Here is a 16,894-nt window from a genome sequence, read left to right on the forward strand (position 1 = left end):
CGCCAAAGCGGCAAGGAGCCCTCGTGCCCATAGTTGAAATGGAACGTCGCCAGGTCGTGGTGATTGGTGCCGGGCCATCCGGCGCGATTGCCGCCGCACTGCTCAAACGCAAAGGGCATGATGTATTGATCATCGAGCGCCAGCATTTCCCGCGCTTCTCGATTGGCGAAAGCCTGCTGTCGCACTGCATCGATTTTATCGAGGAAGCCGGCATGCTCGACGCCGTGCAGGCGGCGGGATTCCAGGTAAAAACCGGTGCCGCGTTTGCCTGGGGCGAGCGTTACAGCGCGTTCGATTTCGGTGACACCTTCAGCAACGGCAAGCCCACCACCTTCCAGGTGCAGCGCGGCGAGTTCGACAAGTTGCTGGCCGATCAGGCCGCCCAGCAAGGCGTCGACATCCGCTACGGCGAAACCATCGTCGGCGTGGATTTCTCCGGTGAGTGCCGCTACCTGCATGTGCGCCGTGAGAACGGCAGCGAGTACCACATCAAGGCCAAGTTCGTGCTTGATGCCAGCGGCTACGGCCGCGTACTGCCGCGCCTGCTCGACCTGGAGGCGCCGTCGCATTTCCCGCTGCGCCAGGCGGTGTTCACCCACGTTGAAGACCGCATAGAACACCCAGGCTTCGACCGCACCAAGATCCTGGTCACCACGCACCCTACGAAGCGCGACATCTGGTTCTGGACCATCCCGTTCAGCAACGGTCGCTGCTCGGTGGGTGTGGTCGCGGCCAAGGAGCATTTCGACGGCCGCGACAGCGATCTCGACGCTTGCCTGCGGGGTTTTATCGATGAAACCCCAAGCCTGTCCGGTGTACTGCGTCACGCTGTGTGGGATACCCCCGCGCGCACCATCGGCGGCTACTCGGCCAACGTCAAAACCCTGCACGGCCCCGGCTTTGCGCTGCTGGGCAATGCGGCGGAATTCCTCGACCCGGTGTTCTCCTCCGGCGTGACCATCGCCATGCGCTCGGCGAGCATGGCCGCCGGCGTGCTGCATCGTCAGCTCAAAGGCGAAACGGTGGACTGGCAAACCGAGTTTGCCGAGCCGCTCAAGCGCGGTGTCGACACCTTCCGCTGCTATGTCGAAGGCTGGTATGCAGGCACCTTCCAGGATGTGATTTTCCACCCCGGCAGCTCACCGGACATTCGCCGGATGATCAGTTCGATCCTCGCAGGTTACGCGTGGGACGAACGCAACCCGTTTGTCAGCGAGCCCAAGCGGCGTTTGCGGATGTTGTCGGAAATTTGTGCGAGTGAACCGGTATGACGTCTCAATACCTGAGTAAAAACTACGTCGAAGAAACCCGCTTCGGCTTCTGGTTCCTGCGCAGCCATACCTGGCAGCACCATGTATTGCGCGTGGCAATCAACGACCTGCGCAGCCTGTTCACCGACCCGTTGCCCGAGGCGCCGGTGCTGCTGGACGCCGGTTGCGGCCAGGGCAAGTCATTCCAGTACTTGCAGCAGGTGTTTGCCCCCGCGCGCCTGATCGGCCTGGATGCCGACCCCCACAGCCTGGAACTGAGCAAGGCCGAAGCCGCGCGCCAGGGCTTGGCCATCGAATTGATCGGCAGTGACTGCGCCACCCTCGATGTGCCGGACGCCAGCGTCGACATCCTGTTCTGCCACCAGACCTTCCATCACTTGGTTGAACAGCATCGCGCACTCAAGGAGTTCTACCGGGTGCTCAAGCCGGGCGGTTACTTGCTGTTTGCCGAATCCACCGAAGCCTATATCGACACCTGGGTCATTCGCTGGCTGTTCCGCCATCCCATGCATGTGCAGAAAAGCGCCGAAGAGTACCTGCAGATGCTCCGCGAGCAGGGCTTTGAGTTCGACCCGCAGAACGTTTCGTACCCCTACCTGTGGTGGAGCCGTTCCCGCGACTTCGGCCTGCTGGAGCGCTGGGGCCTGCGTAACCCGCCGCCGGTGGGCCAGCGTGAGGAAACCCTGGTCAACTGCGTGGCGCGCAAACCCCTGGCGAGCGCCGCACCATGATGCGCAGCCTATTGATCGGTTGCCTGTTGCTGCTGAGCGCCTGCGCCAGCCAGCCGCCGCTGCCTGAAAAAAACCCGGCCTTGGCCTTGCCGCTACAGCTGCATGTGCAGCGCCTGGCAGACGGCCAGAGCCAGGACTGGCTGCTGGTGATCCAACGCGAAGGCGGCGCACTCCGCTGGTCGATGATGGACCCCCTGGGCATTCCCCAGGCCCGGCAAAAACTGATCGATGGCCAGTGGCAGGCCGACGGTCTGCTGCCGCCCAATCCCCAGGCACGCGAGCTGTTTGCCGCACTGTTGTTTGCCTTGGCCTCGGCCGATGACGTGCGCGCTCTCTACCCTGGCGCCCAGGCGATGGACCTCACGCGCACCCTGCCGGGCCATTGGCAGATCGTCTACCAATCGTCAGAAGTCTTCAGTGTGAACATGAGCGGCCAGCCCTTGAGCTACCGCATCACGCCGCTCGGTGCCGCCCGATGAGCGCCTACCTCAATGCCCTCGGCGTGATTTGCGCCCTTGGCCGTGGCCAGGCCGCCGTCAGTCGCAGCCTGTTTGCCGGCGACTGCTCGGGGATGCGCGCCGAAAGCGGCTGGGTGCCGGAGCGCACGCTGCCGGTAGGCAGTGTGCACGGCGAGCTGGCGACCATCCCGGTGGAACTCGGCCAGCAAAGCAGCCGCAATAACCAACTGCTGCTGGAGGCGGCGTTGCAAATCGAGGGCGAGATTCGCCAGGCGATCCACCGCTATGGCGCCTCGCGGGTCGGGGTGGTGCTCGGCACCAGCACCTCGGGCATCGACGAAGCCAGCCGCGGTATCGCCCAGTACCTGCGCGATCAGCACTTCCCCAGCGACTATGACTACCAGCAACAGGAACTCAGCGCCCCGGCGAATTTTCTCGCCGACTGGCTACAACTGAGCGGCCCGGCCTATGTGATTTCCACCGCCTGCACCTCCAGCGCCCGGGCCTTGATGAGCGCACAACGCCTGCTCGACCTGGGAGTGTGCGACGCGGTGCTCTGCGGCGGCGTCGACAGCCTGTGCAAGCTGACCCTCAATGGGTTCGGCGCGTTGGAAGCGGTGTCCAACGAACGCTGCAACCCGTTTTCGGTGAACCGCAACGGCATCAATATCGGCGAAGCGGCGGTGCTGTTCCTGATGACTAAAGCGCCTGCGGCGATCGCCCTGCTGGGCAGCGGTGCGAGTTGCGATGCGCACCATATCTCCGCGCCGGAACCCACCGGCAAAGGCGCGTTGCAGGCGATGCGCAAGGCACTGGCCAGCGCAAAAGTGCAGCCCGGGCAGATCGGCTACCTGAACCTGCACGGCACCGCCACCCAACACAACGACGCCATGGAGAGCCTCGCCGTCGCCAGCCTGTTCCCCGACGGCGTGGCCTGCTCGTCGACCAAACCCATGAGCGGCCACACCCTGGGCGCGGCCGGCGCGCTGGAAGCAGCGTTCTGCTGGCTGAGCCTGGCCCACGGCCGGGTGCCGCCGCACGTTTGGGATGGTCAGGCCGACCCCGCGCTGCCCGCCCTGCAATGGGCGCAGGCGGGGGACACCTTGGAAAAACCCCGACTGATGAGCAACTCGTTTGCCTTCGGCGGCAACAATGTCAGCCTGATAATCGGAGAGGCCCCATGACCGATTGGCCACTCGCCGAACTGCTGCCCCACGCGGGCGACATGATCCTGATCGACCAGGTGCTGTCGTTCGATGAAGAGCAGATTCACACCCGCCTCACCGTCAAGCCCGGCGGCCTGTTCAACCGCCCTGACGGCAGCCTGCCGGCCTGGGTCGGCGTCGAGTTGATGGCGCAGAGCGTCGCCGCCTACGCCGGCTGCCGTGCCCGTCAAAAGGGTGAAGCGGTGGAACTGGGCTTCCTGCTCGGCACACGCAAGTTCGAGTGCAACGTGGAACACTTCCCGGCCGGCGCCGAGTTGAACATCCACGGCCTGCGTTCCCTGGAAGACGACAACGGCATGGGTGTGTTCGAATGCCACCTCACCGGTAGCGGTATCCAGGCCAGCGCCCGCTTGAATGTATTTCGACCGCCCCAGGCGGCCAACTATTTAGATGAATCGAAGGACGAAACGCCATGACTGAACCCGTACTGGTCACCGGCTCCAGCCGTGGCATCGGCCGCGCCATTGCCCTGCGCCTGGCCCAGGCCGGGCATGACATCGTGCTGCATTGCCGCAGCGGTCGGGCCGAAGCCTGCGCGGTACAGGTCGAGATCGAGGCCCTGGGCCGCCAGGCGCGGGTGCTGCAATTCGATGTGGCGGACCGCGCCGCGTGCAAGCAGATCCTTGAAGCCGATGTTGAGCAACACGGTGCTTATTACGGCGTGGTGCTCAACGCCGGCCTGACCCGCGACGGCGCCTTCCCGGCCCTGTCCGAAGACGATTGGGACGTGGTGATGCGCACCAACCTGGATGGTTTCTACAACGTGCTGCACCCGGTGATGATGCCGATGATTCGTCGTCGCGCAGCCGGGCGTATCGTGTGCATCACCTCGGTCTCCGGGTTGATCGGCAACCGTGGCCAGGTCAACTACAGCGCCTCCAAGGCCGGCCTGATCGGTGCGGCCAAGGCCCTCGCCATCGAACTGGGCAAGCGCAGGATCACCGTCAACTGCGTCGCCCCCGGCCTGATCGACACCGCCATGCTGGATGAAAACGTACCGGTGGAAGAGCTGATGAAGATGATCCCGGCGCAACGCATGGGCACCCCGGAAGAAGTCGCCGGTGCAGTGAATTTCCTCATGTCGGCCGAAGCCGGCTATATCACGCGCCAGGTCCTGGCCGTGAATGGAGGCCTGTGCTGATGAAACGCGTCGTCGTCACCGGCATGGCCGGCGTGACCTCCCTGGGCAGCGACTGGGACACCATCGCCGCCAACTTCCGCGCCAACCGCAGCGGCATCCGACGCATGGACGAGTGGGAGCGTTTTACCGAATTGAACACGCGCCTGGCCGGGCCGGTCGATGATTTCGTCGTGCCCGCCCATTGGACGCGCAAGCAGCTGCGCAGCATGGGCCGCGTCTCGCGCCTGGCGGTGTGGGCCGCGGAACAGGCGTTGCAGGACGCGGGCTTGCTCGGTGACGAGTCGATCAAGGACGGGCGCATGGGCGTGGCCTGTGGCTCGTCCACCGGCAGTACCGATGAGATCAAGGCCTTCGGCAATATGTTGCTGAACTCGGTGGCCGAGGGGCTGAACGCCAACTCCTACGTGCGCATGATGCCCCACACCACGGCGGCGAATATCAGCATCTTCTTTGGCCTCACCGGGCGGCTGATCCCCACGTCCAGCGCGTGCACCAGCGGCAGCCAGGGCATCGGCTATGCCTATGAAGCGATCAAGTTCGGCCGCCTGCCGTTGATGCTCGCCGGCGGCGCCGAGGAGCTGTGCCCCACCGAAGCCATGGTGTTCGACGCGCTGTATGCCACCAGCCTGAAGAACGATGCGCCGCAGACCAGCCCACGTCCCTACGACAGCGGCCGCGACGGCCTGGTGATCGGCGAAGGCGGCGGCATGCTGGTGCTCGAAGAACTGGAACACGCACTGGCGCGGGGTGCGCATATCCATGCCGAGATCGTCGGCTTCGGCAGCAATGCCGACGGCCAGCACACCACACGCCCGGAACAGAAAACCATGCGCCGCGCCATGGAGCTGGCCCTGGAAGATGCGGGCCTGGAGCCTGCCGCCATCGGCTACGTCAACGGCCACGGCACCGCCACCGACCAGGGCGACATCGCCGAGACCCAGGCCACCAGCAGCCTGTTCGGCAGCCGCATGCCCATCAGCTCGCAGAAAAGCTTCCTCGGCCACACCTTGGGCGCCTGCGGTGCGCTGGAATCGTGGTTCAGCATCGAGATGATGAACCGCGACCAATACGTGCACACCTTCAACCTGGACTCCGTCGACCCGCACTGCGGCGAGCTGGATTACCTGCAGGGTGAATTTCGCGAGATGCATCACGACTACGTGATGAACAACAACTTTGCCTTTGGCGGCGTCAATACGTCGCTGATCTTCCGCCGCTGGTCCTGACTTTTAATCGATTGGAGAATACGGAATGTCTTCCTTGCTACGCGCTACGCTGATCACCCTGGCCCTGCTGACCACCGCCGGCTGTACCAGCAAACCGATCCTCAACACCCAGCACGACCTGCCGGCCGACGCTCAGGTCAGTGAAGAGAAAATGAAAACGGTGATCGTCAATGCCCTGCAAAAACGCGAATGGACGGTGCAACGCCTGAGCCCGCAGCTGGTGCAGGCCGAGATCACCGTGCGCAACCAGTACTATGCGGCCATCGACATCCGCTACACCCGCAGCAGCTACGCCATCACCTACCGCGACAGCCGCCAACTGGGCTACAAGGACGGCAAGATCCATCGCAACTACAACCGTTGGGTGAACAACCTGGACAGCGACATCATGGCGGGATTGCGCAGCAATGGCGTGAGTGGTGAGGCAGGGTCGGCAGCGCAGTTGTTTGAGCAGACGGGAACGTCGAAGTAAAACCAAGGCCGGGCACAACCTCTGTGGCGAGCGGGCTTGTCGAATCGTCGCACCGCCAGCGTTGGGCTGCGTAGCAGCCCCATTAAGATCACCGCGTTTTTTCAGGCAGATCACAGCGTCAGATTTGGGGCTAGCCCGGTCACCACCAACAACTCCACAAACGCCTTCGCCATCGGCGTTTGTGCGCCTTTGCGCTGCACCAGCCATACCGCCGTCACCGCCTCCTGATCCAGCAAGGTGCGATAGACCACGCCATCGATGCGTATCCGTTGGTACGACGCCGGCAGCACCGACACGCCCAAGCCCGCCGCCACCAACCCGATGATGGTCATCGCCTCCCCCGCTTCCTGGGCGAAGTGCGGGCTGAAACCGGCATCGCGGGCCAGGTTGAGCAGTTGGGCGTACAGGCCACTGCCGTAGGTGCGAGGGAAAAATACAAAGGGTTCCTCCGCCAGTTGCGCAAGGTGCAGGCCACGCTCACTGCCCTCCACTAAGGGGTGGTCAGCGTTTAATACGGCAACCAGCGGTTCGCGCATCAGCTCAATCACACTCAATGAGTCCGGCAGCGGCAGCGGACGCATCAGCCCAACCTGGATCGACTCATCCACCAGCGATTCGGCCACTTCGGTGCTGCTCATTTCCTGCAGGTTCAGGTGCACCGCCGGGAAGGCTTGGCGAAACGCGAAGATCGCCTGCGGAATCGTGGAGTTGAACGGCGCCGACGAGGTGAAGCCAATCTTCAATTCGCCCAGTTCCCCCAACTGCGCACGGCGGGCCACGTCCGCCGCCTTGTCGACCTGGGCCAGCACCAGCCGCGCCTCGTGCAGGAACAAGCGCCCGGCCTCGCTCAGCTCGACCCGACGATTGGTACGCTCAAACAAGCGCGCGCCCACCTCCTGCTCCAGCGCCTGGATCTGCTGGCTCAATGGCGGTTGCGAAATCCCCAGCACCTGCGCGGCGCGGCCAAAGTGCAGCTCCTCGGCGACAGCGATGAAGTACCGCAGGTGACGTAGTTCCATGCCAGCCTCATTAGGTCGTAAAAGCTATCAAACGGGTCGAACAATATATTGGAAAGAATCATTAGCCAGCTATATTCTTTTTTGCATTGCCAGTCCTGGCAGGCTTTTCCTCCCCGAGGTCTCCGTGAAATCTGCTGTCGCTCCATTCGCCCAAGAAGTCCCGCCCACCGCCCTGGATGAGGTGGTGGCGCAGCTCAATGACGCGTACATCGAAAAAGGCACGCCGATGTTCATGCGCACGGTGCTGGCGCTGTTCTCCGGCGGCTTCGCCACGTTCGCCCTGCTGTATTGCGTGCAGCCGATGATGCCGGCGCTGTCCCACGAGTTCTCCATCAATGCGGCACAAAGCAGCCTGATCCTCTCAGTGGCGACGGCGATGCTGGCGCTGGGCTTGCTGATTACCGGGCCGATTTCCGACACCCTGGGCCGCAAGCCGGTGATGGTCGCCGCGTTGTTTTGCGCAGCGCTGGCGACCATCGCCAGCGGCTTGATGCCGTCCTGGGAAGGGATTTTGCTGATGCGTGCGCTGGTGGGCCTGTCCTTGAGCGGCCTGGCTGCCGTGGCGATGACGTACCTGAGCGAAGAGATCCACCCCCAGCACATCGGCCTGGCCATGGGCCTGTACATCGGCGGCAATGCCATCGGGGGCATGAGCGGGCGCCTGATCATTGGCGTACTGATCGACTTCGTCAGTTGGCACACCGCAATGCTGATCATCGGCGCCCTGGCGTTGATTGCCGCCACGGTGTTCTGGAAGATTCTCCCCGAATCGCGCAACTTCCGCGCCAGCAGCCTCAAGCCACGCAGCCTGGTGGACGGCTTCGTCATGCATTTCAAGGATGCCGGCCTGCCGTGGCTGTTCCTTGAAGCCTTCCTGCTGATGGGCGCGTTCGTGACGATGTTCAACTACATCGGCTATCGCCTGCTGGCAGACCCGTATGACCTGAGCCAGGCCGTGGTGGGCCTGCTGTCGCTGGTGTACCTCTCGGGCATCTACAGCTCGGCGAAAATCGGCTCCCTGGCCGACCGCCTCGGCCGCCGCCGCGTGCTCTGGGCCACCATCGTGCTGATGCTCGCCGGCATGGCCCTGACCCTGTTCACCCCACTGTGGCTGGTGGTGCCGGGCATGCTGATCTTCACCTTCGGCTTCTTTGGCGCCCACTCGGTGGCCAGCAGCTGGATCGGGCGCCGCGCGGTGAAAGCCAAGGGGCAGGCGTCGTCGCTGTATCTGTTTTGCTATTACGTAGGCTCAAGCATCGCCGGGACAGCGGGCGGATTCTTCTGGCACTTCGGCGGATGGAACGGCATCGGCGCGTTTATCGTGGCGCTATTGATGGGTGCGTTGCTGGTGGCGTTGAAGTTGGCAAAGTTGCCGCCGCTGACCGCCCCTTGAACAACCGGCGCCTTGAACAACATCCGCGCCATCACCCGCTTGCCTCGGCGCTCATGCATGACCACGGCGCCGATATGCAGGACCAGTATCAGCAGCAACCCCACACACGAGAGCACATGCACACGGGTATACAGGGCGATGCGGGCCGGGTCGTTGTCGAGGGGGGCGATGGAGAGCAGGTTAAAGATATTGATCGGGCGATCCATCATCAGCACGCCGGTCGCCAACACCACGGCGAGCACCAGGTACATGGCCTTGTGAACCAGCAACGCCAGGTATTCCTGCAGTGTTCGCTTGACGGAAAAGTCCAGGCCGTGGGCAAAGGAACAATAGACCCGCAAGACAAACACCGGAATATAGACAGTGGTCAGCGACACATTGAAGAACGCCACCCACGCCTTGACCGAGGCGGGCACGCTGAATACAGCCACGAAAAAACCCGACAATAACGCCCACACAATAATGACAGCCGAAACCCAATGCAGCAGTTTCTGGCTCGTTGAATACGCTGAAGTGTTCATCCTGATATCACCTGACAATAAACGCCATGCACTGGCGAGAGGAAGAGTCGGGTAGGATTTTTACCGAGGCAAGTTACCGGAGGCTGTAGGAGAAATCCCAAAGCACCCACACTACCAAGGCAGGACTTAACGAACGCTGAAACGCAACGAATCCCCCTTCGTCAAGCAAAGGGGGATCCGATTCAGGCGGGAATATTACGGGTGGTATTGCGCTGACAGCTCGTGCACGGCCTGCAGGAACGCACCCGCATGGTCCGGGTTCACTTCCGGAGTGATGCCATGGCCGAGGTTGAACACGTGGCCGCTGCCTGTGCCGTAGCTGGCCAGGATGCGACCGACTTCGGTGCGGATTGCTTCCGGCTTGGCGTACAGCACGGTCGGGTCCATGTTGCCTTGCAGCGCGACCTTGTCACCGACACGACGACGGGCATCGCCGATATCGCAGGTCCAATCCAGGCCCAGTGCATCCGCGCCAGCGTCGGCGATGCTCTCAAGCCACAGGCCACCGCCCTTGGTGAACAGGATGACCGGCACTTTGCGGCCTTCGTGTTCACGGATCAGGCCGCTGACGATCTTGCGCATGTAGGCCAGGGAGAATTCCTGGTACGCCGCCGCGGACAGGTTGCCGCCCCAGGTATCGAAGATCTGCACGGCTTGCGCACCGGCCATGATCTGGCCGTTGAGGTAGGAGGTGACCGACTGGGCCAGCTTGTCCAGCAGCAGGTGCATGGCTTGCGGGTTGTCGTAGAGCATGGCCTTGGTCTTGCGGAAGTCTTTCGACGAGCCGCCTTCGACCATATAGGTGGCCAGGGTCCATGGGCTGCCGGAGAAGCCGATCAGCGGCACGCGGCCGTTCAGCTCGCGGCGGATGGTGCTGACGGCGTCCATCACGTAGCCAAGGTCTTTGTGCGGGTCGGGGATCGGCAGGGCTTCGATATCGGCCAGGGTGCTGATGACTTTCTTGAAACGCGGGCCTTCGCCGGTCTCGAAGTACAGGCCTTGGCCCATGGCGTCAGGGATGGTGAGGATGTCGGAGAAGAGGATGGCCGCGTCCAGTTGCGGGTAGCGATCCAGTGGCTGCAGCGTGACTTCGCAGGCGAACTCCGGGTTCATGCACAGGCTCATGAAGTCGCCGGCGTGGGCGCGACTGGCGCGGTATTCCGGCAGGTAGCGACCGGCCTGGCGCATCATCCACACAGGGGTGACGTCCACGGGTTGCTTGAGCAGGGCACGAAGGAAACGGTCGTTCTTGAGGGCAGTCATGTCGGCATCCGCAAAAAAAGTGCGGGCATTTTCTCAGAGCGCGACGCAAAAGGCACGGCAAGAGCGGTGCCTTTTGTCTATCGGGTCAATTTGTCGCGGTAGCTAGCTGTGGTGAGGGGGCTTGCCCCCCGTCGGGTTCACCGCAGATCAAAGGGGCTGCTTCGCAGCCCGGCGCGGGACAAGCCCGCTCACCACAGCAAGCCCCCTCCCACAGTTTGATCCCCTTTCAACCTGGGATCAGGGTCAGACTTGCAGGTAGTCCAGGATCCCTTCGGCGGCATTGCGGCCTTCGAAGATCGCCGTCACCACCAAGTCAGAGCCGCGCACCATGTCGCCACCGGCGAAGATTTTCGGGTTGCTGGTCTGGTGCTTGTACTGGCCTTGTTCCGGGGCGACAACGCGGCCCTGGCTGTCGGTCTGGATCTCGAACTGCTCGAACCACGGCGCCGGGCTTGGGCGGAAACCGAAAGCGATGACCACGGCGTCGGCCGGGATGATCTCTTCGGAGCCCGGGATCGGCTCGGGGCTGCGGCGGCCACGGGCGTCCGGTTCGCCGAGACGGGTCTCGACCACCTTCACGCCTTCGACGCGGTCTTCACCGACGATGGCGATCGGCTGGCGGTTGTAGAGGAATTTCACGCCTTCTTCCTTGGCGTTCTTCACCTCTTTGCGCGAGCCGGGCATGTTGGCTTCGTCACGGCGATACGCACAGGTCACCGACTTGGCGCCCTGGCGGATCGAGGTACGGTTGCAGTCCATCGCGGTGTCGCCGCCGCCGAGGACCACGACCTTCTTGCCTTTCATGTCGACGAAATCTTCCGGCGACTTTTCAAAGCCCAGATTGCGGTTGACGTTGGCGATCAGGAAGTCCAACGCGTCGTAAACGCCCGGCAGGTCCTCACCGGCAAAGCCGCCCTTCATGTAGGTGTAGGTGCCCATGCCCATGAACACCGCATCGTATTCTTCGAGCAGTTGCTCCATGGTCACGTCTTTGCCGATCTCCGTGTTCAGGCGGAACTCGATGCCCATGCCGGTGAAGACTTCGCGGCGATTGCTCAACACGGTCTTTTCCAGCTTGAACTCGGGGATGCCGAAGGTCAGCAGGCCGCCGATTTCCGGGTTCTTGTCGAACACCACCGGGGTCACGCCGCCGCGCACCAGCACGTCGGCACAGCCCAGGCCCGCCGGGCCCGCACCGATGATCGCGACACGCTTGCCGGTCGGCTTTACCTTGGACATGTCCGGACGCCAGCCCATGGCGAACGCGGTATCGGTGATGTACTTCTCCACCGAACCGATGGTCACCGCGCCGAAGCCGTCGTTCAGGGTGCAGGCACCCTCGCACAGGCGGTCCTGCGGGCACACCCGGCCGCAAACTTCCGGCAGGGTGTTGGTCTGGTGGGACAGCTCGGCGGCGGCGAGGATGTTGCCCTCGGCCACCAGCTTGAGCCAGTTGGGAATGAAGTTGTGCACCGGGCACTTCCATTCGCAATACGGGTTACCGCAACCCAGGCAGCGGTGGGCCTGATCGGCCGAATGCTGGGGTTTGAAGGGCTCGTAGATTTCCACGAACTCTTTCTTGCGTTGACGCAACAGTTTCTTCTTCGGATCTTTGCGCCCGACATCGATGAACTGGAAGTCGTTATTCAGACGTTCAGCCATGTTAAAACCTCATCAAACTCTTCAGGCGCATATCACTGCGGGTTGGCACGGATGCTGGAAAGCAACGATTTCAGGTTGGCAGCCTTGGGCTTGACCAGCCAGAAACGACGCAGGTAATCATCGAGGTTTTCGGCGAGGTTACGCCCCCATTCGCTGCCGGTCTCCTCGACGTACTCGTCCAGCACGTGCTGCAAGTGGTTCCGGTAGGATTCCATGGCTTCGCCGCTGATCCGCTGGATCTCGACCAACTCGTGGTTGACCTTGTCGACGAAGGTGTTGTCCTGGTCGAGCACGTAGGCGAAACCGCCGGTCATGCCCGAACCGAAGTTGTAACCGGTCTTGCCCAATACCGCGACAAAGCCCCCGGTCATGTACTCGCAGCAGTGATCGCCAGTGCCTTCCACCACGGTGTGGGCACCGGAGTTACGCACGGCGAAACGCTCACCGGCCGTACCGGCGGCGAACAGCTTGCCACCGGTGGCACCGTACAGGCAGGTGTTGCCGATGATGGCACTGTCCTGGGTCTTGTAGACGCTACCTTTGGGCGGAACGATGACCAGCTTGCCGCCGGTCATGCCCTTGCCTACGTAGTCGTTGGCGTCGCCTTCCAGGTACATGTGCAGGCCGCCGGCGTTCCAGACGCCGAAGCTCTGGCCCGCAGTGCCCTTGAAGCGGAAGGTGATTGGCGCTTTCGCCATGCCCTGGTTGCCATGCTTGCGTGCGATTTCGCCGGAGATGCGTGCGCCGATGGAACGGTCGCAGTTGCAGATATCCAGGGCGAATTCGCCACCGCTGGCATCGCTGATCGAGGAACCGGCCATCTCGACCATTTTCTCGGCCAGCAGGCCCTTGTCGAACGGCGGGTTGCGATCCACCTGGCAGAATTGTGGCTTGTCTGCCGGGATGTGATCGCTGCCCAACAACGGCGTCAGGTCCAGGTGCTGTTGCTTGGCGGTCTGGCCTTCGAGGATGTCCAGCAGATCGGTGCGTCCGATCAGCTCTTCCAGGGAACGTACGCCGAGCTTGGCCAGCCACTCACGGGTTTCTTCGGCGACGTAGGTGAAGAAGTTCACCACCATGTCGACGGTGCCGATGTAGTGATCCTTGCGCAGCTTTTCGTTTTGAGTGGCGACGCCGGTGGCGCAGTTGTTCAGGTGGCAGATGCGCAGGTATTTGCAGCCCAGGGCGATCATCGGCGCGGTACCGAAACCGAAGCTCTCGGCGCCGAGGATGGCGGCCTTGATCACGTCGAGGCCGGTCTTCAGGCCGCCGTCGGTCTGCACCCGCACTTTGCCGCGCAGGTCGTTGCCGCGCAGGGTCTGGTGGGTTTCCGCCAGGCCGAGTTCCCACGGCGCGCCGGCGTACTTGATCGAGGTCAGCGGCGATGCGCCGGTGCCGCCGTCGTAGCCGGAGATGGTGATCAGGTCGGCATAGGCCTTGGCCACGCCGGCGGCGATGGTACCGACGCCCGCTTCTGCGACCAGTTTCACCGAGACCAGGGCCTGCGGGTTGACTTGCTTCAGGTCGAAAATCAGCTGCGACAAGTCTTCAATCGAGTAGATGTCGTGGTGCGGCGGCGGCGAGATCAGGGTCACGCCCGGTACCGCATAACGCAGCTTGGCGATCAGGCCATTGACCTTGCCGCCCGGCAGTTGGCCGCCCTCACCGGGCTTGGCGCCCTGGGCCACCTTGATCTGCAGCACTTCGGCGTTGACCAGGTATTCCGGGGTCACACCGAAACGGCCAGTGGCAACCTGCTTGATTTTCGAGCTCTTGATGGTGCCGTAGCGCGCCGGGTCTTCACCGCCTTCACCGGAGTTGGAACGCGCGCCCAGGCGGTTCATGGCTTCGGCCAGGGCTTCGTGGGCCTCAGGCGACAAGGCGCCCAGGGAAATACCGGCAGAGTCGAAGCGCTTGAGGATCGATTCCAGCGGTTCGATTTCGCTGATGGCCAGCGGCGTATCCAGGGTCTTCACCTTGAACAGGTCGCGGATCATCGACACCGGGCGGTTATCCACCAGCGCGGTGTATTCCTTGAACTTGGCGTAGTCGCCCTGCTGCACGGCGGCTTGCAGGGTACTCACCACGTCCGGGTTGTAGGCGTGGTATTCGCCACCGTGCACGAACTTGAGCAGGCCACCTTGCTGGATCGGCTTGCGCGCGCTCCAGGCTTCGGCGGCCAGGGCTTTCTGTTCGGCTTCGATGTCGACGAAACGCGCACCCTTGATGCGGCTCGGCACGCCACGGAAGCTCAGCTCGCAAACTTCTTCCGACAGGCCGATGGCTTCGAACAGCTGCGCGCCACGGTAGGAGGTGACGGTGGAGATGCCCATCTTCGACAGGATCTTCAGCAGGCCCTTGGTAATGCCCTTGCGGTAGTTCTTGAACACCTCGTAGAGGTCGCCCAGTACTTCACCGGTACGGATCAGGTCACCCAGCACTTCATAAGCGAGGAAAGGGTACACCGCCGAGGCGCCGAAGCCGATCAACACCGCAAAGTGGTGCGGGTCGCGGGCGGTGGCGGTTTCCACGAGGATGTTGGAGTCGCAGCGCAGGCCTTTTTCGGTCAGGCGGTGGTGCACCGCGCCGGTGGCCAGAGACGCGTGGATCGGCAATTTGCCTGGAGCGATATGACGGTCGGTCAGCACGATCTGGGTACGCCCGGCGCGCACGGCTTCTTCGGCCTGGTCGGCGACGTTGCGCACAGCGGCTTCAAGGCCGAGGCTCTCGTCGTAGTTCAGGTCGATGATCTGGCGGTCGAAACCCGGCCGCTCCAGGGTCATCAGCGAACGCCACTTGGCCGGGGAAACGACCGGCGAGCTGAGGATCACGCGGGAGGCGTGCTCAGGCGACTCCTGGAAGATGTTGCGCTCGGCACCGAGGCACACTTCCAGGGACATCACGATGGCTTCGCGCAGCGGGTCGATCGGTGGGTTGGTCACCTGGGCGAACTGCTGGCGGAAATAGTCATACGGCGTGCGCACGCGCTGGGACAGCACGGCCATCGGCGTGTCATCGCCCATGGAGCCGACCGCCTCGTAGCCCTGCTCGCCGAGCGGGCGCAGGACCTGGTCGCGCTCTTCGAACGTGACCTGGTACATCTTCATGTACTGCTTGAGCTGGTCGATGTCGTAGAACGCCGAACCGTGGTCGTTGTCTTCCATGGTCGCCTGGATGCGCAGGGCGTTCTTGCGCAGCCATTGCTTGTACGGGTGACGGGACTTCAAGCGGTTGTCGATGGCATCGGTGTCGAGGATCTGGCCGGTTTCGGTGTCCACGGCGAGGATCTGGCCAGGGCCTACACGGCCCTTGGCGATAACGTCTTGCGGCTTGTAGTTCCACACGCCGATTTCCGACGCCAGGGTGATGAAACCGTTGGTGGTCGTGACCCAGCGGGCCGGGCGCAGACCGTTACGGTCGAGCAGGCACACCGCGTAGCGACCGTCGGTCATGACCACACCGGCCGGGCCGTCCCACGGCTCCATGTGCATCGAGTTGTACTCGTAGAATGCACGCAGATCCGGGTCCATGGTCTCGACGTTCTGCCACGCAGGCGGAATGATCATACGCACGCCACGGAACAGGTCGATGCCGCCGGTGACCATCAGCTCGAGCATGTTGTCCATGCTGGAGGAGTCGGAGCCCACGCGGTTGACCAGTGGGCCGAGCTCTTCCAGGTCCATCAAATCGTTGGCGAACTTGGTGCGACGGGCCACGGCCCAGTTGCGGTTGCCGGTGATGGTGTTGATCTCGCCGTTGTGGGCGAGGAAGCGGAATGGCTGGGCCAGCGGCCATTTCGGCAGGGTGTTGGTGGAGAAGCGCTGGTGGAACACGCAAATGGCGGTTTGGAGGCGCTCATCGCTCAGGTCTGGATAGAAGGCGGTCAAGTCCGCCGGCATCATCAGGCCTTTATAAATGATGGTCTTGTGGGAAAAGCTGCAGATGTAGTGGTCGACATCGGCGGCGTTGGCCACGGACGAGCGACGACGGGAGGTGAACAGCTTGATCGCCATATCCTGGTCGCTCAGGCCGTCGCCTGCGATGAACACTTGTTCGATCTGCGGCAGGCGCTCCAGGGCCAGGCGGCCGAGCACGCTGGTGTCGATCGGCACTTTACGCCAGCCCACCAGCTGCAGGCCGGCAGCGATGATCTCGCGGTTCATGTTCTCGCGAGCGGCTTCGGCTTTGACCGGGTCCTGGTTGAAAAATACCATGCCCACGGCGTACTGCTTGGGCAGGTCGACCGCGAAATGCTCCTTGGCGACCGCGCGCAGGAACTGGTCGGGCTTTTGAATCAGCAAGCCGCAACCGTCACCGGTCTTGCCGTCGGCGTTGATCCCACCGCGGTGGGTCATGCAGGTCAGGGCCTCGATGGCCGTTTGCAAAAGGGTATGACTGGGCTCGCCCTGCATATGGGCTATCAGGCCGAAACCGCAGTTATCCTTGAATTCATCGGGTTGGTACAGACCTGCTTTCATAGACACTTTCTCACCAGGCTGCCTCTTATATCG

Annotated in this window: 13 protein-coding genes and 1 pseudogene; 9 read left to right on the plus strand and 5 right to left on the minus strand. The window is 62.9% G+C overall.

Translation table 11 applies throughout. The features are described from left to right. Positions 1-23 precede the first annotated feature (23 nt). The 8 genes from BFQ01_RS13780 to BFQ01_RS13815 are packed head-to-tail and all read left to right on the plus strand — an operon-like array spanning position 24 to position 6,525. Positions 24-1,271, plus strand: a complete 1,248-nt coding sequence (locus BFQ01_RS13780; protein WP_065925697.1) for an NAD(P)/FAD-dependent oxidoreductase — start codon at positions 24-26, stop codon at positions 1,269-1,271. Then, positions 1,268-2,002, plus strand: coding sequence for a class I SAM-dependent methyltransferase (locus BFQ01_RS13785; protein WP_065925698.1), 735 nt, complete (start codon positions 1,268-1,270; stop codon positions 2,000-2,002). The genes BFQ01_RS13780 and BFQ01_RS13785 overlap by 4 nt, the downstream gene beginning before the upstream one ends. After that, positions 1,999-2,481: a hypothetical protein gene (locus BFQ01_RS13790; RefSeq protein WP_065925699.1), complete on the plus strand. Its 483-nt coding sequence runs from the start codon at positions 1,999-2,001 to the stop codon at positions 2,479-2,481. The genes BFQ01_RS13785 and BFQ01_RS13790 overlap by 4 nt, the downstream gene beginning before the upstream one ends. Continuing rightward, positions 2,478-3,644: a beta-ketoacyl-[acyl-carrier-protein] synthase family protein gene (locus BFQ01_RS13795; protein WP_065925700.1), complete on the plus strand. Its 1,167-nt coding sequence runs from the start codon at positions 2,478-2,480 to the stop codon at positions 3,642-3,644. The genes BFQ01_RS13790 and BFQ01_RS13795 overlap by 4 nt, the downstream gene beginning before the upstream one ends. Further along, positions 3,641-4,102 (plus strand): ApeP family dehydratase, encoded by a 462-nt coding sequence (locus BFQ01_RS13800; protein ID WP_027604991.1) that lies wholly within the window; start codon positions 3,641-3,643, stop codon positions 4,100-4,102. Before BFQ01_RS13795 ends, BFQ01_RS13800 begins: the two co-directional genes overlap by 4 nt. Further along, positions 4,099-4,827: a 3-oxoacyl-ACP reductase FabG gene (gene fabG, locus BFQ01_RS13805; RefSeq protein ID WP_065925701.1), complete on the plus strand. Its 729-nt coding sequence runs from the start codon at positions 4,099-4,101 to the stop codon at positions 4,825-4,827. The genes BFQ01_RS13800 and fabG overlap by 4 nt, the downstream gene beginning before the upstream one ends. Further along, positions 4,827-6,053: a beta-ketoacyl-ACP synthase gene (locus BFQ01_RS13810; protein WP_065925702.1), complete on the plus strand. Its 1,227-nt coding sequence runs from the start codon at positions 4,827-4,829 to the stop codon at positions 6,051-6,053. The genes fabG and BFQ01_RS13810 overlap by 1 nt, the downstream gene beginning before the upstream one ends. 25 nt (positions 6,054-6,078) lie before the next feature. Next, positions 6,079-6,525, plus strand: coding sequence for a hypothetical protein (locus tag BFQ01_RS13815; protein ID WP_065925703.1), 447 nt, complete (start codon positions 6,079-6,081; stop codon positions 6,523-6,525). A 110-nt stretch (positions 6,526-6,635) separates the two neighbouring features. On the opposite strand, the gene BFQ01_RS13820 is transcribed toward BFQ01_RS13815, so the two are convergent. Next, positions 6,636-7,544 carry a LysR family transcriptional regulator gene (locus tag BFQ01_RS13820; RefSeq protein ID WP_065925704.1) on the minus strand — a complete coding sequence of 303 codons (909 nt, stop codon included), beginning with the start codon at positions 7,542-7,544 and terminating at the stop codon, positions 6,636-6,638. Between the two features lie 172 nt (positions 7,545-7,716). Between BFQ01_RS13820 and BFQ01_RS13825 the strand changes: the two genes are divergently transcribed. After that, positions 7,717-8,937 (plus strand): MFS transporter, encoded by a 1,221-nt coding sequence (locus tag BFQ01_RS13825; RefSeq protein ID WP_370671259.1) that lies wholly within the window; start codon positions 7,717-7,719, stop codon positions 8,935-8,937. Between the two features lie 26 nt (positions 8,938-8,963). Here BFQ01_RS13825 and BFQ01_RS31460 read toward each other — a convergent pair. The 4 genes and pseudogenes from BFQ01_RS31460 to gltB all read right to left on the minus strand — a co-directional run. Continuing rightward, positions 8,964-9,458 (minus strand): annotated as a pseudogene (locus tag BFQ01_RS31460) (cytochrome b/b6 domain-containing protein); the annotation flags it as partial. 195 nt (positions 9,459-9,653) lie between these two features. Continuing rightward, positions 9,654-10,721 carry a uroporphyrinogen decarboxylase gene (gene hemE / locus BFQ01_RS13835; RefSeq protein ID WP_065925707.1) on the minus strand — a complete coding sequence of 356 codons (1,068 nt, stop codon included), beginning with the start codon at positions 10,719-10,721 and terminating at the stop codon, positions 9,654-9,656. A 243-nt stretch (positions 10,722-10,964) separates the two neighbouring features. Further along, positions 10,965-12,383, minus strand: coding sequence for an FAD-dependent oxidoreductase (locus tag BFQ01_RS13840; RefSeq protein ID WP_053140574.1), 1,419 nt, complete (start codon positions 12,381-12,383; stop codon positions 10,965-10,967). 32 nt (positions 12,384-12,415) lie between these two features. Continuing rightward, positions 12,416-16,861: a glutamate synthase large subunit gene (gltB, locus tag BFQ01_RS13845; RefSeq protein WP_065925708.1), complete on the minus strand. Its 4,446-nt coding sequence runs from the start codon at positions 16,859-16,861 to the stop codon at positions 12,416-12,418. Positions 16,862-16,894: the final 33 nt, after the last annotated feature.

The sequence above is a fragment of the Pseudomonas sp. 8 R 14 genome, assembly GCF_900005955.1.
Classification (GTDB): Bacteria; Pseudomonadota; Gammaproteobacteria; order Pseudomonadales; family Pseudomonadaceae; genus Aquipseudomonas; species Aquipseudomonas marginalis.